Annotated in this window: 17 protein-coding genes; 7 read left to right on the top strand and 10 right to left on the bottom strand. The window is 65.4% G+C overall.

All coding sequences use genetic code 11. The features are described from left to right. The first annotated feature begins 66 nt into the window (after positions 1-66). On the top strand, positions 67-582 hold the full coding sequence (locus AC3ANU_RS16985) for an Lrp/AsnC family transcriptional regulator (protein ID WP_018771820.1): 516 nt from the start codon (positions 67-69) through the stop codon (positions 580-582). Here AC3ANU_RS16985 and AC3ANU_RS16980 read toward each other — a convergent pair. Together AC3ANU_RS16980 and AC3ANU_RS16975 are read right to left on the bottom strand one after the other, a co-directional pair. After that, positions 566-1,984, bottom strand: a complete 1,419-nt coding sequence (locus tag AC3ANU_RS16980) for an aldehyde dehydrogenase family protein (protein ID WP_488314908.1) — start codon at positions 1,982-1,984, stop codon at positions 566-568. The two genes, AC3ANU_RS16985 and AC3ANU_RS16980, sit on opposite strands and share 17 nt — an antisense overlap. Further along, positions 1,977-3,029, bottom strand: coding sequence for a homoserine dehydrogenase (locus AC3ANU_RS16975; protein WP_018771818.1), 1,053 nt, complete (start codon positions 3,027-3,029; stop codon positions 1,977-1,979). The genes AC3ANU_RS16980 and AC3ANU_RS16975 overlap by 8 nt, the downstream gene beginning before the upstream one ends. Positions 3,030-3,314: 285 nt before the next feature. Here AC3ANU_RS16975 and AC3ANU_RS16970 point away from each other — a divergent pair, with 285 nt between their 5' ends. Both AC3ANU_RS16970 and AC3ANU_RS16965 read left to right on the top strand, forming a co-directional pair. Then, positions 3,315-4,760 carry an amino acid permease gene (locus AC3ANU_RS16970; protein ID WP_488314907.1) on the top strand — a complete coding sequence of 482 codons (1,446 nt, stop codon included), beginning with the start codon at positions 3,315-3,317 and terminating at the stop codon, positions 4,758-4,760. 153 nt (positions 4,761-4,913) lie between these two features. Then, positions 4,914-5,687, top strand: coding sequence for an IclR family transcriptional regulator (locus tag AC3ANU_RS16965; RefSeq protein ID WP_488314906.1), 774 nt, complete (start codon positions 4,914-4,916; stop codon positions 5,685-5,687). A gap of 7 nt (positions 5,688-5,694) precedes the next feature. Here AC3ANU_RS16965 and AC3ANU_RS16960 read toward each other — a convergent pair whose 3' ends face one another. Genes AC3ANU_RS16960 through AC3ANU_RS16950 form a run of 3 tightly spaced genes read right to left on the bottom strand, consistent with a single transcriptional unit; the run spans position 5,695 to position 7,697 of the window. Beyond that, positions 5,695-6,471: an IclR family transcriptional regulator gene (locus tag AC3ANU_RS16960; protein ID WP_488314905.1), complete on the bottom strand. Its 777-nt coding sequence runs from the start codon at positions 6,469-6,471 to the stop codon at positions 5,695-5,697. A 30-nt stretch (positions 6,472-6,501) separates the two neighbouring features. After that, positions 6,502-7,251 (bottom strand): cyclase family protein, encoded by a 750-nt coding sequence (locus AC3ANU_RS16955; protein WP_488314904.1) that lies wholly within the window; start codon positions 7,249-7,251, stop codon positions 6,502-6,504. Beyond that, complete coding sequence (locus AC3ANU_RS16950) at positions 7,248-7,697, bottom strand: hypothetical protein (protein WP_018771813.1); 450 nt, start codon at positions 7,695-7,697, stop codon at positions 7,248-7,250. Before AC3ANU_RS16950 ends, AC3ANU_RS16955 begins: the two co-directional genes overlap by 4 nt. Before the next feature lie 117 nt (positions 7,698-7,814). On the opposite strand from AC3ANU_RS16950, the gene mmuM reads away from it, so the two are divergent. Both mmuM and AC3ANU_RS16940 read left to right on the top strand, forming a co-directional pair. Next, positions 7,815-8,759 carry a homocysteine S-methyltransferase gene (gene mmuM, locus AC3ANU_RS16945; RefSeq protein ID WP_018771812.1) on the top strand — a complete coding sequence of 315 codons (945 nt, stop codon included), beginning with the start codon at positions 7,815-7,817 and terminating at the stop codon, positions 8,757-8,759. Between the two features lie 54 nt (positions 8,760-8,813). Beyond that, positions 8,814-9,164, top strand: coding sequence for a DUF3846 domain-containing protein (locus AC3ANU_RS16940; RefSeq protein ID WP_018771811.1), 351 nt, complete (start codon positions 8,814-8,816; stop codon positions 9,162-9,164). A gap of 2 nt (positions 9,165-9,166) precedes the next feature. Here the strand turns inward: AC3ANU_RS16940 and AC3ANU_RS16935 are convergent, their stop codons facing one another. Beyond that, on the bottom strand, positions 9,167-9,718 hold the full coding sequence (locus tag AC3ANU_RS16935) for a dihydrofolate reductase family protein (protein ID WP_018771810.1): 552 nt from the start codon (positions 9,716-9,718) through the stop codon (positions 9,167-9,169). 222 nt (positions 9,719-9,940) lie between these two features. Between AC3ANU_RS16935 and AC3ANU_RS16930 the strand changes: the two genes are divergently transcribed. After that, entirely contained in the window at positions 9,941-10,345 is a 405-nt protein-coding gene (locus tag AC3ANU_RS16930; RefSeq protein WP_018771809.1) for a hypothetical protein, read from the top strand. A 3-nt stretch (positions 10,346-10,348) separates the two neighbouring features. Here AC3ANU_RS16930 and AC3ANU_RS16925 read toward each other — a convergent pair whose 3' ends face one another. The 4 genes from AC3ANU_RS16925 to AC3ANU_RS16910 all read right to left on the bottom strand — a co-directional run bounded on the left by AC3ANU_RS16925 (position 10,349) and on the right by AC3ANU_RS16910 (position 16,998). Beyond that, entirely contained in the window at positions 10,349-11,257 is a 909-nt protein-coding gene (locus tag AC3ANU_RS16925; RefSeq protein WP_488314903.1) for a GGDEF domain-containing response regulator, read from the bottom strand. After that, positions 11,254-14,256 carry a response regulator gene (locus AC3ANU_RS16920; protein ID WP_488314902.1) on the bottom strand — a complete coding sequence of 1,001 codons (3,003 nt, stop codon included), beginning with the start codon at positions 14,254-14,256 and terminating at the stop codon, positions 11,254-11,256. Before AC3ANU_RS16920 ends, AC3ANU_RS16925 begins: the two co-directional genes overlap by 4 nt. 135 nt (positions 14,257-14,391) lie before the next feature. After that, the gene (locus AC3ANU_RS16915; RefSeq protein WP_488315988.1) at positions 14,392-16,524 is read right to left on the bottom strand and encodes a putative bifunctional diguanylate cyclase/phosphodiesterase; all 2,133 of its coding nucleotides are present in this window, start codon (positions 16,522-16,524) and stop codon (positions 14,392-14,394) included. 204 nt (positions 16,525-16,728) lie between these two features. Then, positions 16,729-16,998 carry a GlsB/YeaQ/YmgE family stress response membrane protein gene (locus tag AC3ANU_RS16910; RefSeq protein ID WP_018771805.1) on the bottom strand — a complete coding sequence of 90 codons (270 nt, stop codon included), beginning with the start codon at positions 16,996-16,998 and terminating at the stop codon, positions 16,729-16,731. A gap of 275 nt (positions 16,999-17,273) precedes the next feature. Between AC3ANU_RS16910 and AC3ANU_RS16905 the strand changes: the two genes are divergently transcribed. Continuing rightward, complete coding sequence (locus tag AC3ANU_RS16905) at positions 17,274-18,137, top strand: HAD hydrolase family protein (protein WP_056393407.1); 864 nt, start codon at positions 17,274-17,276, stop codon at positions 18,135-18,137. Positions 18,138-18,155: the final 18 nt, after the last annotated feature.

The raw sequence follows: 18,155 nt of genomic DNA, 5'->3' as shown, positions 1-18,155 counted from the left end.
GCTTTCGTTCTGGAGCCGGGCCGACTCGTGTCTGCTGTTGTGACGTCATGCAGTGAAGGGTGAAACATGGATCGGGCGAGTCTTGACCGGATCGACCAGGGCATCCTGGCGGAGCTGACCCGCAATGCCCGGGTCAGCCACGCGGAGCTGGCTGCAAAGGTGATGCTGTCCCGCAATGCGGTCCGGCAACGCATCGACAGGATGGAACGGCAGGGTTACATCCAGGGCTACACCGTGGTGACCGGCGCCCCGGGGCACGGCACAGTCTCTGCTTTCCTGATGGTCTACCGGAAGGACAGGGTGCGCGGATCGGACGTCATCGCCGTGCTGCAATCGATCCCGGAGGTGGTCCTGTGCGATGTGGTCAGCGGCGACTTCGACCTGCTGGTGCGGGTGGAAGCACGGTCGCTTGAACGCATCCAGGAGATCTGGGAGCAGATAGCGGCCACGCCCGGCGTGACGGACACCGTGACGGCGATGACCCTGTCCAACTACATCCGGCGGGATGCGGCAGCGAAGCCGGCCCAGCCGGGAAACGCTCTCGACCAGGCTCCGTTTCCGGTGATCAGCCCTGGCGCTTGATGCACACCACTTTCGGCTGGGTCATCTCCTCATAGGCGAAGCGGACGCCTTCGCGGCCCAGGCCGCCATACTTGGATCCCCCGAACGGCATGCCGTCGAAGCGGTAGTCCGACGAGTCGTTGACCATGACGCCGCCTGCGTCGATGCGGCCCGCGGCGTCCAGGGCCGTGTCCAGCGAGCCGGTGAAGATCCCGGCGTGAAGGCTGTAGTCGATGGCGTTGGCGGTCCCCACGGCTTCGTCGAAGGTTGTGAAGGGTTGCAGCATGACGACCGGCCCGAACACCTCCTCCGTCCACAGCCTGCTGCCGGCGGGCACTCTCTCCAGGACCGTCGGATGCAGCACGTTGTTTACCCTGGTGTTGCCGGCGATGACCACGGCGCCGGAGGCAACCGCCGCCTCAATCTTGGCCTGGAGCTGATCCACGGCGGCGGGACTGATCATGGGACCGACGTCGGTGGCTTCCTCGGCGGGGTCGCCCGCCACCAGCCGTGACGCCTCCTGCAGGAAGCGCCGACGGAAGTCGTGGTAGCGGGAGGCGGCCACGAGGATGCGCTGAACCCCCACGCAGTTCTGTCCGGCTGCCCAGAAGGCTCCGGAGACGCAGGCTGAAACGGCAGCATCCAAGTCGGCATCATCCATGACGATGACCGGGGCGTTCCCGCCAAGGTCCATGGACAGCTTCTTCAGGCCTGCGGTCCTGGCAATGGCCTCGCCGGCCGTGAATCCGCCGGTGAAGGACACCATGCGGACCTCCCGGCTCCGCACGATCGCCTCCGCCACGTCCGTGTCCCCGTGGACCACTGTGAGGACGCCAGCAGGCAGGCCAGCTTCGGCGAAGACTTCGGCAAGCAGTTGCGCGGACAGGGGCGTCAGCGCAGACGGCTTGAGGATGACGGCGTTGCCTCCGGCGATTGCCGGGCCCAACTTGTGTGCCACCAGATTAAGGGGGTCGTTGTACGGGGTGATGGCCGCAATGATGCCCAGCGGTTCCCGTGCGTACCACCCCATGCGGTCCTCGGAGCCTTCATAGGAGTCAAAGGGAATGATCTCGCCGGCGTTCCGGCGCGCCTCCGCGGCGGACAGGCGCAGGGTGTTGACTGCCCGCAGCACCTCCTTTCGTGCCTGGCGGATGGTTTTGCCGCTCTCGGCTGTGATGGTCTGGGCGAATTCCGCGTGGCGCGCGTCGATTAGTGCGGCAGCCGCGTCCAGCAGCTTCCCCCGGGCATGGCGGGACAATGCGCGTGCCTGCGCCGCCCCGGACCTGGCAGCCCGGATAATCGCGTCCACGGACTCCGCCGTGGTCAGGGCCACGGCTCCCACCACCCGGCCGTCGTAGGGGCTGAGCACCTCCCGGATCGCGGCCGTTGCGTGATCCAGCGGTGCAAGGGTTGATTCACGCATCTGCAGCCACCTGGTTCCGTGCGGCGTGCATGGCGATGATGTCGGACAGCAGGGCGTACGCTGTCTCCACCCGCCCGGCCCCGGGTCCGGACACCGTCACCGGGCCGAGGAGATCGGTGTTGAACGACACTGCATTGTTGGCACCCGAAACCCCGGCGAGGCCGTGGGCCAGGGGGAGCGCCACGGGGGCAACTCCGGCACTGATGCTTCCATCCAGGTTCCGCCGCGCGGAGCCCACCAGTTTCCACCGCCGCCCCTCGTTCCTGGCGCGCCTGATGTCCTCGGGCGACAGCGTTGACATCCCTTGGCGCTGCACATCCGCCAGCGTGATGTCCGCCCCCAGCAGCTCATTGGCCAGGATCAGGACTTTCAGTTGGACGTCGTGGCCCTCGATGTCGGCCGTGGGATCTGCCTCTGCGTACCCCCGGCTCTGGGCTTCGAGGACCGATTCCTCAAAGCTGAGGCCCTCTTCCATCCTGCCCAGGACATAGTTGCTGGTGCCATTGAGGATGCCCTCGAAGCCATTGAGCGCCAGTCCGGGGAACAGTTGTTTGGCCAAACGGATGACGGGTGTCCCGCTCATCACCGCGCCTTCGAATTCGAAATGCAGCCCTTTAAGCTTCGCGAGCCGGCTCAACTCCTGGCCATGCAGGGCGACCGGACCCTTGTTGGTGGTGCAGACACTCTTTCCCGACTCCAGCGCCCAGCGAACGTGTGAAGCCGCAGGCTCGCCGTCTGCAGGGTTGGTGAACGTTGCTTCGCAAATAATCCCTGCGGAGCAGGTCCGGATCACGCGCTCGTTGTCCGGGTCCGCTGACCCGCCGTACGCTGCAAATGTCGCGACGGCGGGATCCAGGCCCAAGGCCATGTCAAGATCGATCCCCCCGTCCTGGACCAGGGAACCCAGCCCAAGGTCCGTAATGGCAACCACCCGCAGGTCAAAGCCGAGGGTGCGGCCAAGCGCATCCCCTCTGGTGGCAATCAGTTCGGCCAGGGTCCGGTTGACGCCGCCGAACCCGATCAGCGCGATGTCGTAGGTGGTCATTGCTACTCCCTTGAGGTGGTTGTTGTTGCTCCCATCCTGTGCCCACCCGGTGTCCGTTGAGGCATGTCCAAACGCTCCGCCGGGGAGGCGAAACGACCATCTGAAGGGCAAATCGACATACGGAGTAACAGCAATAAAAGTGCAACATTCGCATTTGAATATGATTTTGATGACTAAAAATGCCAGTTTGTGTTACTTTCGTCACTGTCGACGCGCTTAAAGCTTTCATGGACCGGCACCCGAACCGCGGCCGTCCTTCCGACCATCCCCCACTGGAGGCACCACTTGGAATCTTCGACCCCCCTCACCCTCAAGCCGGAGCCGGACGCACCGCCGTCAACGGAATCAGGGCTCCGCCGCTCCATGGGGCCCCGGCACCTTGTCATGATCGCCATGGGCGGCGTGATTGGTTCCGGACTGTTCCTCAGCTCGGGTTACACCATTTCCCAGGCCGGCCCGCTGGGTGCCGTTCTCGCCTACCTCGTCGGTGCCTTCGTGGTTTACCTGGTCATGGCCTGCTTGGGGGAGCTCGCCATCGCCTACCCCGTCTCCGGTGCGTTCCATATCTATGCTTCCCGGTCCATTGGTCCCGCCACGGGATTCGCCACCGCCTGGCTCTACTGGCTGTGCTGGGCGGTCGCCATCGGATCGGAGTTCACAGCCTCGGGCCTGCTGATGCAGCGCTGGTTCCCGGGCGTTGACGTCTGGGTCTGGTGCCTGATCTTCGCCGCAACGTTGTTCGGCCTCAACGCCGTGTCATCCAAGTTCTTCGGTGAGTCGGAATTCTGGTTCGCCATCATCAAAGTGGGCGCCATCATCGGGCTCATCGTCCTGGGCGGGGCAGCCCTCCTGGGCTTCCACCCGCTCAGCGCATCGGGCAACCATCCCTTCCTGTTCGAAAACTTCAACACCGAGGGAGGGCTGTTTCCCAACGGTTTCACCGGCGTTCTGGTGACGGCGCTCGCAGTCTTCTATGCCTTCTCAGGCTCTGAACTGATCGGCGTCGCCGCAGGGGAGACGAAGGATCCCGCCACCAGCATTCCCAAAGCGATGCGCAGTACGGTCATCCGCCTCCTGGTGTTCTTCGTCGGAGCCATCGCCGTCATCGCCGCCACGATCCCGTACCAGGAAGTTGGGCTCGACGAAAGCCCGTTCGTGACGGTGTTCACGGCGACGGGTGTTCCCTTTGCCGCCGATCTGATGAACTTCGTCATCATCACGGCGCTGCTGTCTGCAGGCAACAGTGGCCTGTTCTCGTGCGCCAGGATGCTGTACTCCCTGGCCGACGAAGGCCACGCACCCCGGGCGCTTAAGAAGCTGACTAAGCGCGGCATTCCCATGACCGCGCTCTCGGTGAGCATGCTCGGAGGGCTGGCCTCACTCATCAGCAGCGTGGTTGCTCCGGAAACCGTCTACCTGGTGCTGGTATCGGTAGCGGGCTTCGCAGTGGTGGGAGTCTGGATGTCCATCACCGCCTCGCATTTCTTCCACCGGCGGTCTTTTGTCCGGAACGGCGGGGACGTGTCCACCTTGTCCTACCGCGCGCCGCTCTTCCCACTGGTGCCGGTCCTGGCATTCACTCTCTGCACAGTCTCCCTGGTGGGCATCGCTTTCGATCCGGCCCAAGCGGCGGCGCTGTACTTTGGGATTCCTTTCGTCGCCGCCTGCTACGGTTACTTCCACATCAGGTACGGGCGCCGGGCCGCAGCCGAAAAGACGGCGCAGGGCTGAACCGTTTCCATGGCCTGGCGCGGACGGCCGAACGTCCGCGCCAGGCCATCGCCGTGCCCGGGACTGCGTTGCTTCCGGCTGATTGGTGTTTCCCGCTGGGCGGTGCCGCAACGTGTGAGGATAGGCTGGTTGCCGGTCGGAAGGAGCAGCAGGGTGGATAACTCCCCGGAGGCGGCGTCGCTGGCGCAGGGATTGCGGATAGTGCGCCTGGTCATTGACCGGGAAAAGGCGGGGAAGCAGCTTATGGGTGTCTCCCAGTTGGCCGCCGAGCTGGACATGGACCAAAGCCGCGTCTCCCGTTTGACCCAGGAGCTTTGTGAGCTTGGCCTGCTGGAGCGCCGCGAACGCGGCCCGTTCCGCGTAGGGACGGGCTTCTTCGGCCTTGCCGCCACCCTCAATACGGGGTGGATCCGGCATGCGGCGGCGGAACTGGAGGCGCTGGTGGCCACTACCGGGCTGCGCGCCCGGGTCTCGGTCCGCGACGGCTACAGGGTCATCCTGCTCCTGGCGTCCAGCAACGATTCGCAGGCGGGCAGCTTCGTCCAGCCCGGCATGGTGACGCCTGTGTGGTGTACCGGATCGGGCAGGGCGCTGTTGTGGGACCATAAGCGGCGCGGGTTTGAAGCTTTGCTTTCCGACGTGAACTTTGTCGGCGTCGGTGGTCCCGGCGCACCGCATTCCAGCGCGGAGGCCTGGGAACTCATGGCCAAAGACAAGCCCCATGGTTTCGTTGTCGCCACGGAGGAATTCGAACACGGCATCGTGGAGGTGGCCGTGCCTGTCCGGGATCCGGGCGGTGGGATCGTCGCTTCGCTGAGTGTGCTGGGCGGGCAGCCGGACGTTGGACCCCGCGCAGGGGAATTGGCGGATGTCCTCGCGGAGGCCGCGGCAAGGCTCGGTTCGGTCCATCCCGGGCCGGAAGGGTAGGCGGCCCTTAGGGGTTGCTGTCCGGAGACCGCCATCCCAGCATGCCTTCCAGCCAGCGGCCCTGGCGGACGAGCGCTTCGGCGTGCCGGGACCGGCTGGGTTCAAGGCGGCCCTTCAGGCCCACCACCTGCAGGGCCGCCACCACGTCGCCCCTGAAATCCCTGATGGGTGCGGCCAGTGAGTAGAGCCCGGGCTCCGCTTCCTCGTCGACGATGGAGTAGCCGCGGACCCGTGCGTCCCTGAGCCGTGCCAGGAAATCCTCGACGTCCGCGGGGGTGTTCGGGCCGTGCTGCTGGAACTGGACGCCCGCGAAGATTTTGCGGACCTCATCGTCCGGAGTTTCCCACAAAAGTGCCTGCCCGGCGTCGCTGCAGTAGGCAGGGTAGGGCCGGCCCAGCCACGAGCCCACCAGCCGGCTGCTCGCCGGGACGCTTTCGCCCACCGTTACGGTGCTCCTGCCGCTGAGGACCCCCAGGAAGCACCCCTCATCAGTCTCCCTCGAAAGGCGTTCCAGGGCGGCGGTCCCGTCGGTTGCCAGCCGGCGCCGGGTCAGCAGGAGGGCGTCGGTCAGGACGCTCCAGTCCAGGGCGAAGGTGCGTTCGGGGGTTCTCCGCAGGAAACCTTCCCCTTCAGCTGTCCGCAGGCTCCTGGAAACCTGGCTTCGGTCCCTGCCCAGGTCCGCAGCGATCTCTGCAACCGTGCCGCCGGGGAGGCCACGCAGGTGGCGTTCCCCGGCCGCCAGGACGGCCATGACGCCACGTCCCATGCTTGAAGTCCTCGACATGGTCCGAGTCTAGAGGACCGCCCGCCCGGGTCAGGAGATGGCGAAGACGCGGGCCGGGAAGCCGCTCCCTTCGGAGGGTTTGGCCCAGCTGGCCACGATTGCGGCACCCGATTCAGGGAGGCCGGACAAATCAGCCATCAGTTCTATCTGCCAGCGGTCCTTCGCCAGGATGTAGGTTTCCAGGCCAAAGTCCCCCTGCGAGGTTGCCAGCCCCGGATCGGTGTCCGTTTGCTCGTGCCCGATGGCCGAAACCCAGCGTTCCTCCGCCAGGAAGGACAGCACCTCACGGGACCACCCGGGAGTGTGGCTGACTCCGTCCGCATCCTTGTTGGCCATGGCATCTCCGTCCGGCCACCGTGAGCTCCAGCCGGTCCTCAGGGCAACGAAGCATCCAGCCGGGATTCTTCCGTTCCGGTCTTCCCATCCGTGCACATCCTGCAGGGTGGGGGTTGCATCCGGATCCCGTTCCACCCGCCGGGTGATGTCCAGGACCACAAGGGGAAGAATCATGTCCTGGACTGGAATCCGGTCAAGGGTGCGTCCACCCCGGATGAAGTGGGAAGGCGGATCCACATGCGTGCCCCACTGGCCAACGATCGAATACCGGTGGGCCGTAAACCCGTCGCCCCTTTCAAGGTCGAAAAGAGCCTCCCGGGTTTCGTCCGGAAAGGCGGCGAAACGGGGCTGGCCTGGATGGAAGGCATGGGTGAGGTCCGTGAACGTCCTGCCTGCCAGGGCGGACTGAAGCGCGGGCCAGGCGGCAGTGGTGGTGAGTGTCATGATGCTGCCGCCGCCGAGGGGGTTTTACGGTGCAGCCCACCGGCCACGCTCACGGGACCGGTCACCTCGATGACAGGCAGTTCCCACGGGTGGATGGCCACCAGTTCCTGCATAACCCGTTCCAGGACGGCCTCGTCCAGGGTGGCATCAAAATAGGTGGTGAAGACGAACGTGGGGGAGAGGGTCTGCTCGCCCACCCTGCCAAGCGTGGGCGACGCCCCTTCGCCGCACGAGAATCCTTCGAATCCGATGCCGGATTCGAAGACGTGCTTGTAGTTCCCGAAATCACCGAGGTCCGGGTAATGCCCAACGGTGTGCAGGAGTTCTGCCAGCCCCGGATCCTGCTGGACGGCGTTGGCGTCTCCGGCGGCTATCCGGCCGAAGGTTTCCGCACTGATGGGCCAGTGGACCCGTAGCTTGCGGACACTGTTCAGGTGCACACTCACGAATATTCCTCCTGTAATGGTCGTTGCTGCAGTCATCGTGGCACACGGTGATATGCATTACAAGCATGGAAACTTGCCTATAATGAACAAAACAGCCACCAATCGACCGGAGGTGCGATGCCTAGCCGCCGTTCCCTGTCCACCCTGCTTGACGCCGGCGCAGGCCTCGTAGCTGACGGCGCCCTGGCCACCGAACTGGAGGCCCGCGGCTGCGATTTGAACGACGCACTGTGGTCCGCCAAGGTCCTCCTGGAGCAGCCCGAGCTGATCAGGGACGTGCACCGGGACTACTTCGCCGCCGGCGCGAACATCGCCACCACCGCCAGCTACCAGGCCACGCCCCGGGGGTTTGCGGCGCGGGGGATGGGCGAACGGGAAGCCCTGGAGCTCGTTGCGCTGTCCGCCCGGCTGGCGGATGAAGCGCGGCGGCAGCATCTGGAGGACCACCCGGACGCCGGGCCGCTGCTGGTCGCCGGTTCCGTGGGTCCCTACGGTGCCTACCTTGCGGACGGCTCGGAGTACCGGGGGGACTACGCCCTCACCGCAGAAGAGTTCCAGGACTTCCACGGCCCCCGCATCGCCGCGCTGGTGGACGCCGGCGTGGACCTCCTGGCCTTGGAAACGCTGCCTTCCTTCGCTGAGGCCGAAGCCCTCCTGGCACTCAGCCGGGAACACGGCGTCGACACCTGGTTCTCCTTTTCCCTGCGCGACGGCGGGCACATCAGCGACGGAACCCCGCTCGCCGACGTGGCCCGGCTCCTTGACGGACAGCCCCACGTCGCCGCCGTGGGTGTGAACTGCGTCCCGCTCAACCTGGTCGCTCCCGCGCTCGCAGCACTGGGCCTGCACACGGACAAGCCGCTGCTGGCCTATCCCAATTCGGGAGAGACCTACCATCCCGCGACAAAGACGTGGAGCCAGGACCGGGCGGCTTCCGGCAGCGGTGCTCCCTCCAGCCTCGGCACAGGTGCCCCTGAGTGGCGGCAGCTTGGTGCCCGCATCGTGGGCGGCTGCTGCCGGACCACGCCCGCCGACATCGCAGCGTTGGCCGGGAAGGCATAGTTACCGGGAACACTGCCGTCTCCACCGGTGTTAAAACCTAAGGAGAAATGAACGATGAACAACAGAACTTATACAGCACTTGTTGTACCGGCCGGCAATTCCGAGCCCATGCGCATCGAGCAGGTGCCGGCAGACCTGCAGGCCTTGGAAGCCCTGGTGGGCGGGCCGCTGGAGTCGGTGATCCGCGGCGACTGGCATGTCTACCTCAACGCCGAAAGCGTCACCATGCTCCTGCCGGTCAACTTCCGCGCCGGGCAGTTGATGCACGAATGCGGCCTGGACCTTGACGGGATCCGTGGCACCGCGGTCTTCCTCGGCCGCGGCGAGCACGGGGCCGAAGCGGACATCCCGGACCACTTGTCCCGGCTTGCGGAGGAGCTTTTCGGGGCCCCGCTGGCCGCGTAGGCTTAGTCCCCGCGGACCCCGTAGGTGCTCAGCACGTTGCCCTTGCTGGTGGTGGACTGGTCAAGCAACACCAGCCGGGTCAGCGGGTCACCGTCCTGGAACAGCCTGCGGCCGCTGCCGGCAATGACCGGGTGCGTCATCAGCTGCAGCGAGTCCAGCAGCCCGGCGAACAGCAGCTGCCGCACCACCGAGATGCTCCCGCACACGGCGATCTCGCCGCCGTCGCGGTCCTTCAGGGCGGCAACGAACTCCTCAAGCGGAGCGTCCATCAACTGAGAGTTCTGCCATTCCAGCTGCCCGGTCAGGGTGCGTGACGCAACGAACTTTTCCACCGGGTTGATGAACGCGGCAAAGTCCTGGTCTGCCGAGGCGGTGGGCCAATAACCAGCCCACTCCTGGTAGCTGACGCGGCCCAGGACCACGGTATCCACGGTGTTCATCATCTTGGTCAGGCCCGCGCCGAGTTCGTCGTCGAAGCTGTCGAACTGGAACTTGAAGGGTTCGGACACCACCCCGTCCACGGAGTGGAACAGGCCGGCAGTGACTTTGCGCATGGGAACCTCCAGTTTTCGAGCGGACAGGCATTACGGTATGCGCCCAGGGCCTTTCCGGGAAGGGCGCCGGACCTTATTTTGGCCCGGGAATTCGGACGACGGCGGATGGTTACGTTAGCTTGATCACTCGCCGTGTCGTCTTGCACGGTTTCGCGCCGGCCGGGCCCCATACTTGTTTTTGAGCGGCTTTCGCCGTCCCCCCGGCCAGGCAGGAGGAAGTGCATGGAAACCCTGAAAAAAGTCGTGACCAACCAGTATTTTCCTGCCGGCGCTGTCCTGACGGCCGTAGTGCTGTTCTGGGTTGTTGGAATGCTGGGCGGACTGTCCCTGCTCAACAACAACCAGCCACCGCTCACCACCCTGACCTGGATGCTGTTCGTCTACGCGGCAGCTGTGCTGACCCCCCTCGCGGGCCTGCTGGCCGCCGTCGACCTGGTCCGCCGCTGGCGCCGCAACCGCGCCGCCGCACCCGATGTGCACGCTGAACCTGCTGCTTCCGCAACAGCCGTGACGCCGTACGCTGGCCGGCCGGCAGAAACACCCGCCAATGCGGCAGCCGTTGCTGAGCAGCGGCCGTCCGGTCAGAAGGCCCCGCAGAAGAAGTCTGGCGGGAAAAAGGCAGCATAGCGCCTACGGTGCGAGCATCACCTGGTTCCGCCCTGCGGCCTTTGCCGCGTAAAGGGCTGCGTCGGCTTCATTTAGCAGCATTTCGGCACTCACCACATGCCCCGCGGAGAACCCGGAGACTCCAGCGCTGAACCCCAACTGGCCCGATGGGTCGCCGGCATGGGGTATGGCCAGGTCACGTACGGCGCATAACGCCCGTTCCACAAGGGCCCTGGCCCCGATCACGCCCTGTCGGGGAAGCACCAGCAGGAACTCCTCGCCCCCGAACCGGTAGACACCGTCAGTCCGTCGTGCCGTTGCCGCGAGGGTGGATGCCACCGCCCGAAGGGCCAGATCGCCGGCCTGGTGACCGTAGAGGTCGTTGTAGCTCTTGAAATTGTCCACGTCGCACAGCGCCACACTGTACCCCTCGCCATGGCGGGCGCTCCGGGCGTGCAGTTGCTCCAGGTCCTCTGAAAGTTTCAACCGGTTGTGAAGTCCGGTCAGGGGATCGGTGCGCGCTTGCTCCGAGAGAACTTTCCGGTAGTGTGCGAGGTCCGCGTGAAGCGTGGTGATCCGCAACGCCACTAGGAGCCTGGTGTGCAGGACAAAGGGGTCCAACGGCTTGGTGACGTAGTCGTCGGCGCCGGCCTCGAGCCCGGACAGAACGTCGTCGCGCGATCCTTGCGAGGTCAGCAGCACGATGTAGGTGTACAGGTCAGGCTCCTCTGCACGGATGGCCCGGCAGAGTTCCAATCCGTCCATCACGGGCATCATCCGGTCGGTGACCACCACATCCGGCCGGTGTGCCTGGAACAGGGCCCATGCCTCGCCACCGTCCGCAGCCGTCATGCAGTCATGCCCCGAACGTTCGACGGCGGCCCTGGCCACCAGGAGCGACCCCGGATCATCGTCCGCTACGAGAACTCTCAATGGTCCCCCTTCACTGCGGCCTCCAGTTCGGCGTCCAACCGCTGCAGTTCAGCCTCGAGCCGGCTGACGAGTCCCTCGGCGTTGCCCAGTTGCCCGTTGCGGCCCAGCTCTTCGAGCTCGGCACAGACCGAAACCACGCCGGAGGCTCCGATGTTTGCCGCGGACCCCTTCAGGGCGTGGGCAGCCTGCACCAGGACCTGGCTGTCGCCAGGAACCGCTGCGCGAAGCGCCGCCACGCGCACCTGGCTCTCCCGTCGGAACGCCTCCAGCGTTGCCCGCAACAATGCCCCTCCGTCATCCTGGCCCAGGTCCCTAAGGACGGCGAGGCGGTCCGGGTCCAGTGCGGGCCCGGGGCTTCCGGCGGAAGGACCTCCGGTGACAGCAAGAGGCTGCGGGAGCTGCACGGGAACCCAGCGGGACAACGCAGCTTCCAGGGCAGCCGCGTCCACGGGTTTTGACAGGTAATCGTCCATGCCCGCGGCGAGGCAGCGTTCCCGGTCTCCATCGAGGGCGCCTGCGGTCATGGCAATGATGGGCACCCGGATTGCAGAGGGCAGGCGGCGGATCTCGCGGGTTGCCTCGAAGCCGTCCATCACCGGCATATGGCAATCCATCAGGATGGCGGAGTATCTTGTCGCGGCCGCGGCCGCCACCGCTTCGGCACCGTTGCACACCACATCCACCGCGTAGCCGAACTTTTCGACTGTTGCGCGTGCCACCAACTGGTTCACCTCATTGTCCTCAACGACCAGGATCTGCCCGCGGCGCGGCGTGCCGCGCCCAGCCTGCGCGGTTCGGGCGGGCCTTGGGCGGCTCCAGGATTCCGGTGTGGGCTCGCGGGTCGAGATCAGGCGGACCAGCCGGTTGTAAAACTCGGAACTGCGGACGGGTTTCATCAGCCACTCACGCACACCCGCGGCGGCAATCTCTGCCGGGTCTACCTGCATGGTCGAGGTCAGCATGATCAGTTCCATGCCCGCAAGTGCTGCGTCGGCCTTGATGCGCCGGGCCAGCTCCAGGCCATCCGTGTCGGGCATGCAGTAGTCCAAAACGGCGAAATGGAAGGGTGTCCCGGCCTGCCGCGCGGCGCGGGCCACTTCCAAAGCGGCCGTCGCGTCCGGAACGGATTGCGGTTCAAGGCGCCAGCCACGGAGCTGGGATTCGAGGACCAGTCGGTTTGTGGCATTGTCATCCACCACCAGGACGCGGAGACCGGTGAGGAATCCGGCGGCCGGCACAGGATCCGTGGACGGGGGTGCTATGGGCAGCGGCAGCCGGAACCAGAATGTGCTGCCCTGGCCCGGCGCACTGTCCATCCCGATGGCACCGTCCATCACAGCGGTCAGGCGCCTGCAGATGGCCAGGCCAAGACCCGTACCGCCGTAGCGGCGGGTGGTGGAAGCATCCGCCTGCGAGAAGGATTCAAACAATTTGCCGTGATGTTCCGGGCTGATGCCAATGCCGGTGTCGCGGACCTCGAACTCAATTGCCGCGGTGCTTCCCGGGCCGTAGCCCGGGTCCTTGGCCGTGACCCGGATGGAGACCTCCCCGGATGCCGTGAACTTCACGGCATTGGAGGCAAGGTTGAGCAATATTTGCCGGATCCTGCCGGAGTCGCCCTGCAAACGGGCAGGAACGTCAGGCTCACAGTAGGCGATCAGCTCCAGGTTCTTGGCCAGTGCAGGTTCGGCCAGCAGGGCGGCCACCTCTTCGACGAGGACCCTGGGGTCGAAGGGACGGACGTCCAGGTCCACCTTTCCGGCCTCCAGCTTCGAGAAATCGAGGATGTCATTGATAAGGGCCAGCAACGATTCCCCCGCACCCTTAACCCCTTGGGCGTACTGACGCTGCGTCTCGTCCAGCCCGGTTTCCAGAAGGAGCCCGGTTAGGCCGACTACCCCGTTCATCGGAGTGCGGATTTCGTGGCTCATGGTAGCCAGGAATTCGGATTTGAGACGGCTGGATTCCAACGCCGCCTCCCGGGCCGCCTCAAGTTCCACGGTGCGGGCAGCCACTTCATCCTCGAGTCCGCCGGTCAGGCTGATGTTCTCGAAGACGATCAGCACCTGACGGACCAGCACGGAGGCAAGGACAGTGGCTCCCACTACGAGAAGGAACGGATCGAGCTCCTGCAGGTGCGGGCCGGCGAATTGGAGTACAGCCAGGAGGAGGGGAACGTATGGGAGCAGTTCCAGTGCAAGCGTGTACCCCTTCCGGTCCGGGCCTGTGTTCTCCACGTACGGTGCAGCAGGAGCCATGGCGATGATGAGGAAGGCGCCTATCCAGCCCAAGGCAAGCGGTGATCCGGTGGTTCCCGTCACGCCGTCGAACGTCATGCGCACGTAAATGCTGTCCGTAACGGCCAGCACCACCAGGCCGCCACCGAAACAGAGCCAGGGCAGGCGCTCGCCCGGCTGACGCCGCATGGCCAGGACCAGTACCAGGGACGTGATCACCAGATCCACCACGGGGTAGGCCATCCCGGTAAGGCGTGTCAGTGGGTCCCCAACAGCGTTGAAGGCGGGGCCAAGGGCCGTGTACCAGCTGACCACAAGCACCGAGCCGGCAATGACGGCGGCGTCCATGACCGCCCGAAACAGCGCCACGGGAGTGCCGGCGCGCCGCTTGAACGAGAACAGCGCCACGACAGCGGGCACCGAGTAGCCAAGGAACAGGGCGTCTGCCAGGGAGGGAAAGGGGTAAACATGGTCGTTCAGAAGGCCGTAAAACGCGTAGAGCGCCATTCCGGCTGCCCAGACGAAGGACGCCGCAGCCATATAGGTCCAGGCCTTCGCGTTCGCACCACCTCGGGCACCGGCTCGCGCACAGCTCACCCCGGCCACCAGGGACGCGGCCAAAATGAGGAAGTCGCCGGTAACAAGGGCGGCCGGAGTGCCCCAGTTCACTGCCAAAAACACCCCGAGTCCAGGGAGGACCAACGCTGCCGCCACGATCTGCGGCCACAGCCGCAACCTACCGCTGTTGACACGGTGTTCCAAGAGACCAGACTGGGACACGGAGACCCCTTCCCCCTAATTGCGCCCAATGCCCCAAAACAGGGGCGGAGCCGCCGGAGACCACGGCGGAGACGCCCCCTCATAATATCCCGCGCATCCTTGGAATGGGCCGGAAAATTACCGCCCCTTCAAGGCATTGAGGGCTTCCTCCGCGTTCTGCAATGCGTGGCCAAGCCGCTCGCCTGGCTCCGGCAAGGAAAACAGGTAACCCTGCAGCGAATCGCAGTCCAGCGCGGCCAGATAATCCGCCTGCGCCGCCGTCTCAATCCCTTCAGCCGTGACGGTCAGCCCCAGGCTGTGGGCCATGTTGATCATGGAGCTGAGGATCGGCAGGCGCTCGTTGCCGGTCCGCACCATGGACACAAAAGACTTGTCGATCTTGACCGTGTCCACGGGCAGGTCCTGCAGCCGGCCCAGTGAGGAGTAGCCGGTGCCGAAATCATCCAGTGCCACCCTGGCCCCGGCGTCCCGCAGCGTGCTGAGTTGCCGGATCAGGCTGCAGTCGGCGTCGAAAAACACACTCTCGGTAACTTCCATGACCAGCTGGTAGGGGGCCACGCCGCTGGCTGCCGCCAGCCTTAGGACGGTCTCGGCGAAGTCCGGTTCCTGGAGCTGGACCCCGGAGACGTTCACCGCCAGGGACCGCGCCGGATCCTCGCTGAGCCATCGCGCCAGCTGCACCATGCCGGAGGCCATTACTTCGGCCCCGATCTCGCCGATCAGCCCGGTGCGCTCGGCAAGGGGGATGAAGATCGACGGCGGCACCCGCTCGCCGCCGCGGTCCCACCTGGCCAGCGCCTCGAGTTGGACCACCTGCCCCATGCGGTGCGACACGATCGGCTGGAAATCCACGGTGATTTCGCCGCGCGGAACAGCCAGCCGCAGCCCGCCCTCCATGTGGGTGCGCTGCACCAGTGCCTGCATCATGTCCGGGTGGAAGCGGAGGAACCGGTTCTTGCCTGCCGCCTTGGCCGCATACATGGCAATGTCGGCATGCCGCAGGAGTTCCGAGGGCCCAACGCTGTCCTGCCCCAACGAGGCGAGGCCCAGGCTGAGGCTCGGCCGGAGGACAGTGCCGTCGATGGTCACGGGGACGTGCAGGCAGCGCACGATGCACGCCGCGATGGCGTCGGCATCCGGGCACGCCGTCAACAGCACCACGAACTCGTCCCCGCCCAATCGTGCAACAACGTCAGCTGTAGGGACGCAGCCGCGAAGCCGGCGTGCCACTTCGATGAGCATGTCATCACCCGCCTGGTGGCCAAGGATGTCGTTGACCTCCTTGAAGTCGTCCAGGTCAAGGAGCAGGACATCCACCGTCTTCAGCCGGGCTTCCTGAAGTGCTTCGGCCAGGGCGTCGTTGAACACGGCCCTGTTCGCGAGCCCGGTCAGGGGGTCCTGGAACGCCATGGCCCGCAGCTTTTCGGCCTGGACGGCCAGGTCCATCATGGCCCTGTGCGCCTGCTCCTGCGCTTTTCGCCGGGGCGTGACATCGCGGAAGCTCCACACCCGTCCAACGATCTTTTCCTCTACCCGTTGGGGGCGGGAATATCTTTCATAGGTGCGGCCGTCCCTGAACTCGACCACGTCGTGGCTCTCGGCGGCCGGGTCTTCCTGAAGTTCGCCCAGCCGGGCGGTGAAGGCCGCTGGGTCTGCCACCTGCTCCACGATGAGCTGCATGGCCGGTTCTCCGCTGTCCGCTTCCATCAACTCGGGCGGGATGCGCCACATGGCAAGGAATTGTTCGTTGAACCCAGCCACCCTGCCGTCATTGCCCATGACCAGGATGCCGTCGGCAGTGGATTCAAGGGTGGCCGTCAACAAGGACATGGCCTCGCGCAGATCCTCGTCCGCCGCCTTGCGGTGTGCCGTGCCACGGGCGGAGAGCAGCAGCCGCGCTCCGGATTGCCCTGCCCGTTCTTCCGATTGCCCTTCGGGTCCGCGCTCTGCGCGGGCGTGGTCCTCGGTTGGCTGGGGGAGGAGTGCGGCCGCCACTTCGATGGGGATCTCGCTGCCGTCGTGACGGAGTCCCCTGATCTCGCGGGGCAGCGGATGCCCTTCCGGCTCTGCAAGGAGCTGGAGGAACAACTGGCCTACCTCGTCGCGGAAATTCTCGGCAATCAGTGGGCGGTGGTCCAGGCCGGCAAAAGCTTCCTTTGGTAAGCCGAAGAGCCTTGACGCTGCAGAATTGGCCGCAAGGATAATACCGTCCGCGGTCAAAGCCAGCAGTGCGTCCGGGCTGGCATCCATGACCACGCCAAAAGTTTGTAATGCCACATCATCGCCATGGCCCATAAAACTGGTCATTACACCACCCCTTCGCCATCATAAAGGCCATTGGCAGGAATTGGGTGCGCACCAGGGAAGGCAAATTGGGGCGGCGCGGAACAGAGAAAGCGCCGTCCTCCTTTTGGGGAGTCCGGCGCTTCTTGTTCAGTTGACTTTGTGCTGCGGCTACACCCTGCGGCCGCTGCGGTTGGCGACTGCCCCGTAGATCAGCAGCACGATGATGGAGCCGAGGATGGCCAGCAGCCAGGTCCTGAGGTCGAAGAATTCGGCCAGTCCGCCGCCAAAGATGAGTGATCCAATCCAGCCGCCCAGAATGGCTCCGACGACGCCGAGGACCAGGGTCACTACCCAGCCGCCGCCCTGGCGACCCGGCAGGATTGCCTTTGCAATGGCTCCAGCAATCAGGCCCAAAATGAGAAATCCGATAATGCCCATGTTGCCACTCCTTGTCAGTAAGTTGTGCCGGGCCCCCATTTCCGGTTCCATCATTCAATCAGCAGGCTTACTACTGTGCAAGGCCTTGAATATCACAGGATGACTGTCAGTTTCAGGCGTAATGCCGTGCTTTTATCAATCGGTGTCCTGACGGTCCTTGGTTTTCCGCCGTGTGGCCTGGCTTTGGCATCCCGTGAACGTTCATTCTCGGGTGCGGCCTGCCTGGCGTCCGCCGATAGGATGGCAAGTCCCCGAACAGACCAAGGAGCGCAGGCATGCCCAGCCAGACCGCCAGGCCCCGTGCCATCTTCCTCGACATCGACGGAACCTACGCCGACCACGGCCTGGCTCCGGCTGCCCACGTGGACGCGGTGCGGACCGCCCGGGCACGGGGCCACCTCGTCTTTGTCTGTACCGGACGCCCGCTGTCCATGGTCCCCGGCCACATCCTGGACGCTGGGTTTGACGGCACCATCACAGGCGCCGGCGCCAGGGTGGAGGTCAACGGGGAGATCCTCAAGGATGCCCGTTTTGAACCCGGCCTGGCCGCACGCATCGTTGAGGCCCTGGATGCCCACAACGCCGCCTACATCCTGGAGGCCCCGGAAGCCCTGCATGGCCGCACCGGTGTGGACCGGCGGCTGAGGGAGGTGCTGGGCCCCATCTTCGCCGGGCGTCCACGCCACGACGGAGTGCTCAGCACGGACGTGGATCCGCTCGAGGACATCCTGGGGCCAATGCATTACGGCGATGACCTCCGCGCCACCTCCTACGCCAAGATCTCCTGCTTCGATGCACCGGTGCCGCTGACCCGCCTGTTGGAGGCCTTCGGGCCGGAGGTTGGGCTGATCCCGAGCTCCCTGTCAGCGCTCGGCGACCGTGCAGGGGAAATCTTCATGGCCGGCACGCACAAGGCGGTGGGCATCCAGGTGGTGGAAGCCCGGCTCGGCCTGGACCGGGCCGACATCATTGCCATCGGCGACAGCGCCAACGACATCGAAATGCTTGAGTACGCAGCCGTCGGCATCGCCGTGGAAGGCGGCCACCCCGCCGTCCTTGCCGTGGCGGACAGGACCACTGCCGCACCCGCCGGCAACGGCGTGGCCCTGGCCTTCGCTGAGCTGGGGCTCCTCGGCTAGGCCGTCCCCTGTCGGGCG

It is taken from the genome of Arthrobacter sp. SDR-2R, from assembly GCF_057747955.1.
Note: the sequence above shows the minus strand (reverse complement) of the source record. Positions and strands in the feature narration are given on the sequence as shown.

Excerpts from the sequence above, each read along its gene's own strand:
- AC3ANU_RS16980 (WP_488314908.1), bottom strand. The coding sequence starts at position 1,984 with ATGCGTGAATCAACCCTTGCACCGCTGGATCACGCAACGGCCGCGATC.
- AC3ANU_RS16940 (WP_018771811.1), top strand. The coding sequence starts at position 8,814 with ATGAACAACAGAACTTATACAGCACTTGTTGTACCGGCCGGCAATTCC.
- AC3ANU_RS16905 (WP_056393407.1), top strand. The coding sequence starts at position 17,274 with ATGCCCAGCCAGACCGCCAGGCCCCGTGCCATCTTCCTCGACATCGAC.
- AC3ANU_RS16910 (WP_018771805.1), bottom strand. The coding sequence starts at position 16,998 with ATGGGCATTATCGGATTTCTCATTTTGGGCCTGATTGCTGGAGCCATT.
- AC3ANU_RS16915 (WP_488315988.1), bottom strand. The coding sequence starts at position 16,524 with ATGGATGCCAGCCCGGACGCACTGCTGGCTTTGACCGCGGACGGTATT.
- AC3ANU_RS16960 (WP_488314905.1), bottom strand. The coding sequence starts at position 6,471 with ATGTCGAGGACTTCAAGCATGGGACGTGGCGTCATGGCCGTCCTGGCG.
- AC3ANU_RS16930 (WP_018771809.1), top strand. The coding sequence starts at position 9,941 with ATGGAAACCCTGAAAAAAGTCGTGACCAACCAGTATTTTCCTGCCGGC.
- AC3ANU_RS16935 (WP_018771810.1), bottom strand. The coding sequence starts at position 9,718 with ATGCGCAAAGTCACTGCCGGCCTGTTCCACTCCGTGGACGGGGTGGTG.
- mmuM (WP_018771812.1), top strand. The coding sequence starts at position 7,815 with ATGCCTAGCCGCCGTTCCCTGTCCACCCTGCTTGACGCCGGCGCAGGC.
- AC3ANU_RS16955 (WP_488314904.1), bottom strand. The coding sequence starts at position 7,251 with ATGACACTCACCACCACTGCCGCCTGGCCCGCGCTTCAGTCCGCCCTG.
- AC3ANU_RS16975 (WP_018771818.1), bottom strand. The coding sequence starts at position 3,029 with ATGACCACCTACGACATCGCGCTGATCGGGTTCGGCGGCGTCAACCGG.
- AC3ANU_RS16985 (WP_018771820.1), top strand. The coding sequence starts at position 67 with ATGGATCGGGCGAGTCTTGACCGGATCGACCAGGGCATCCTGGCGGAG.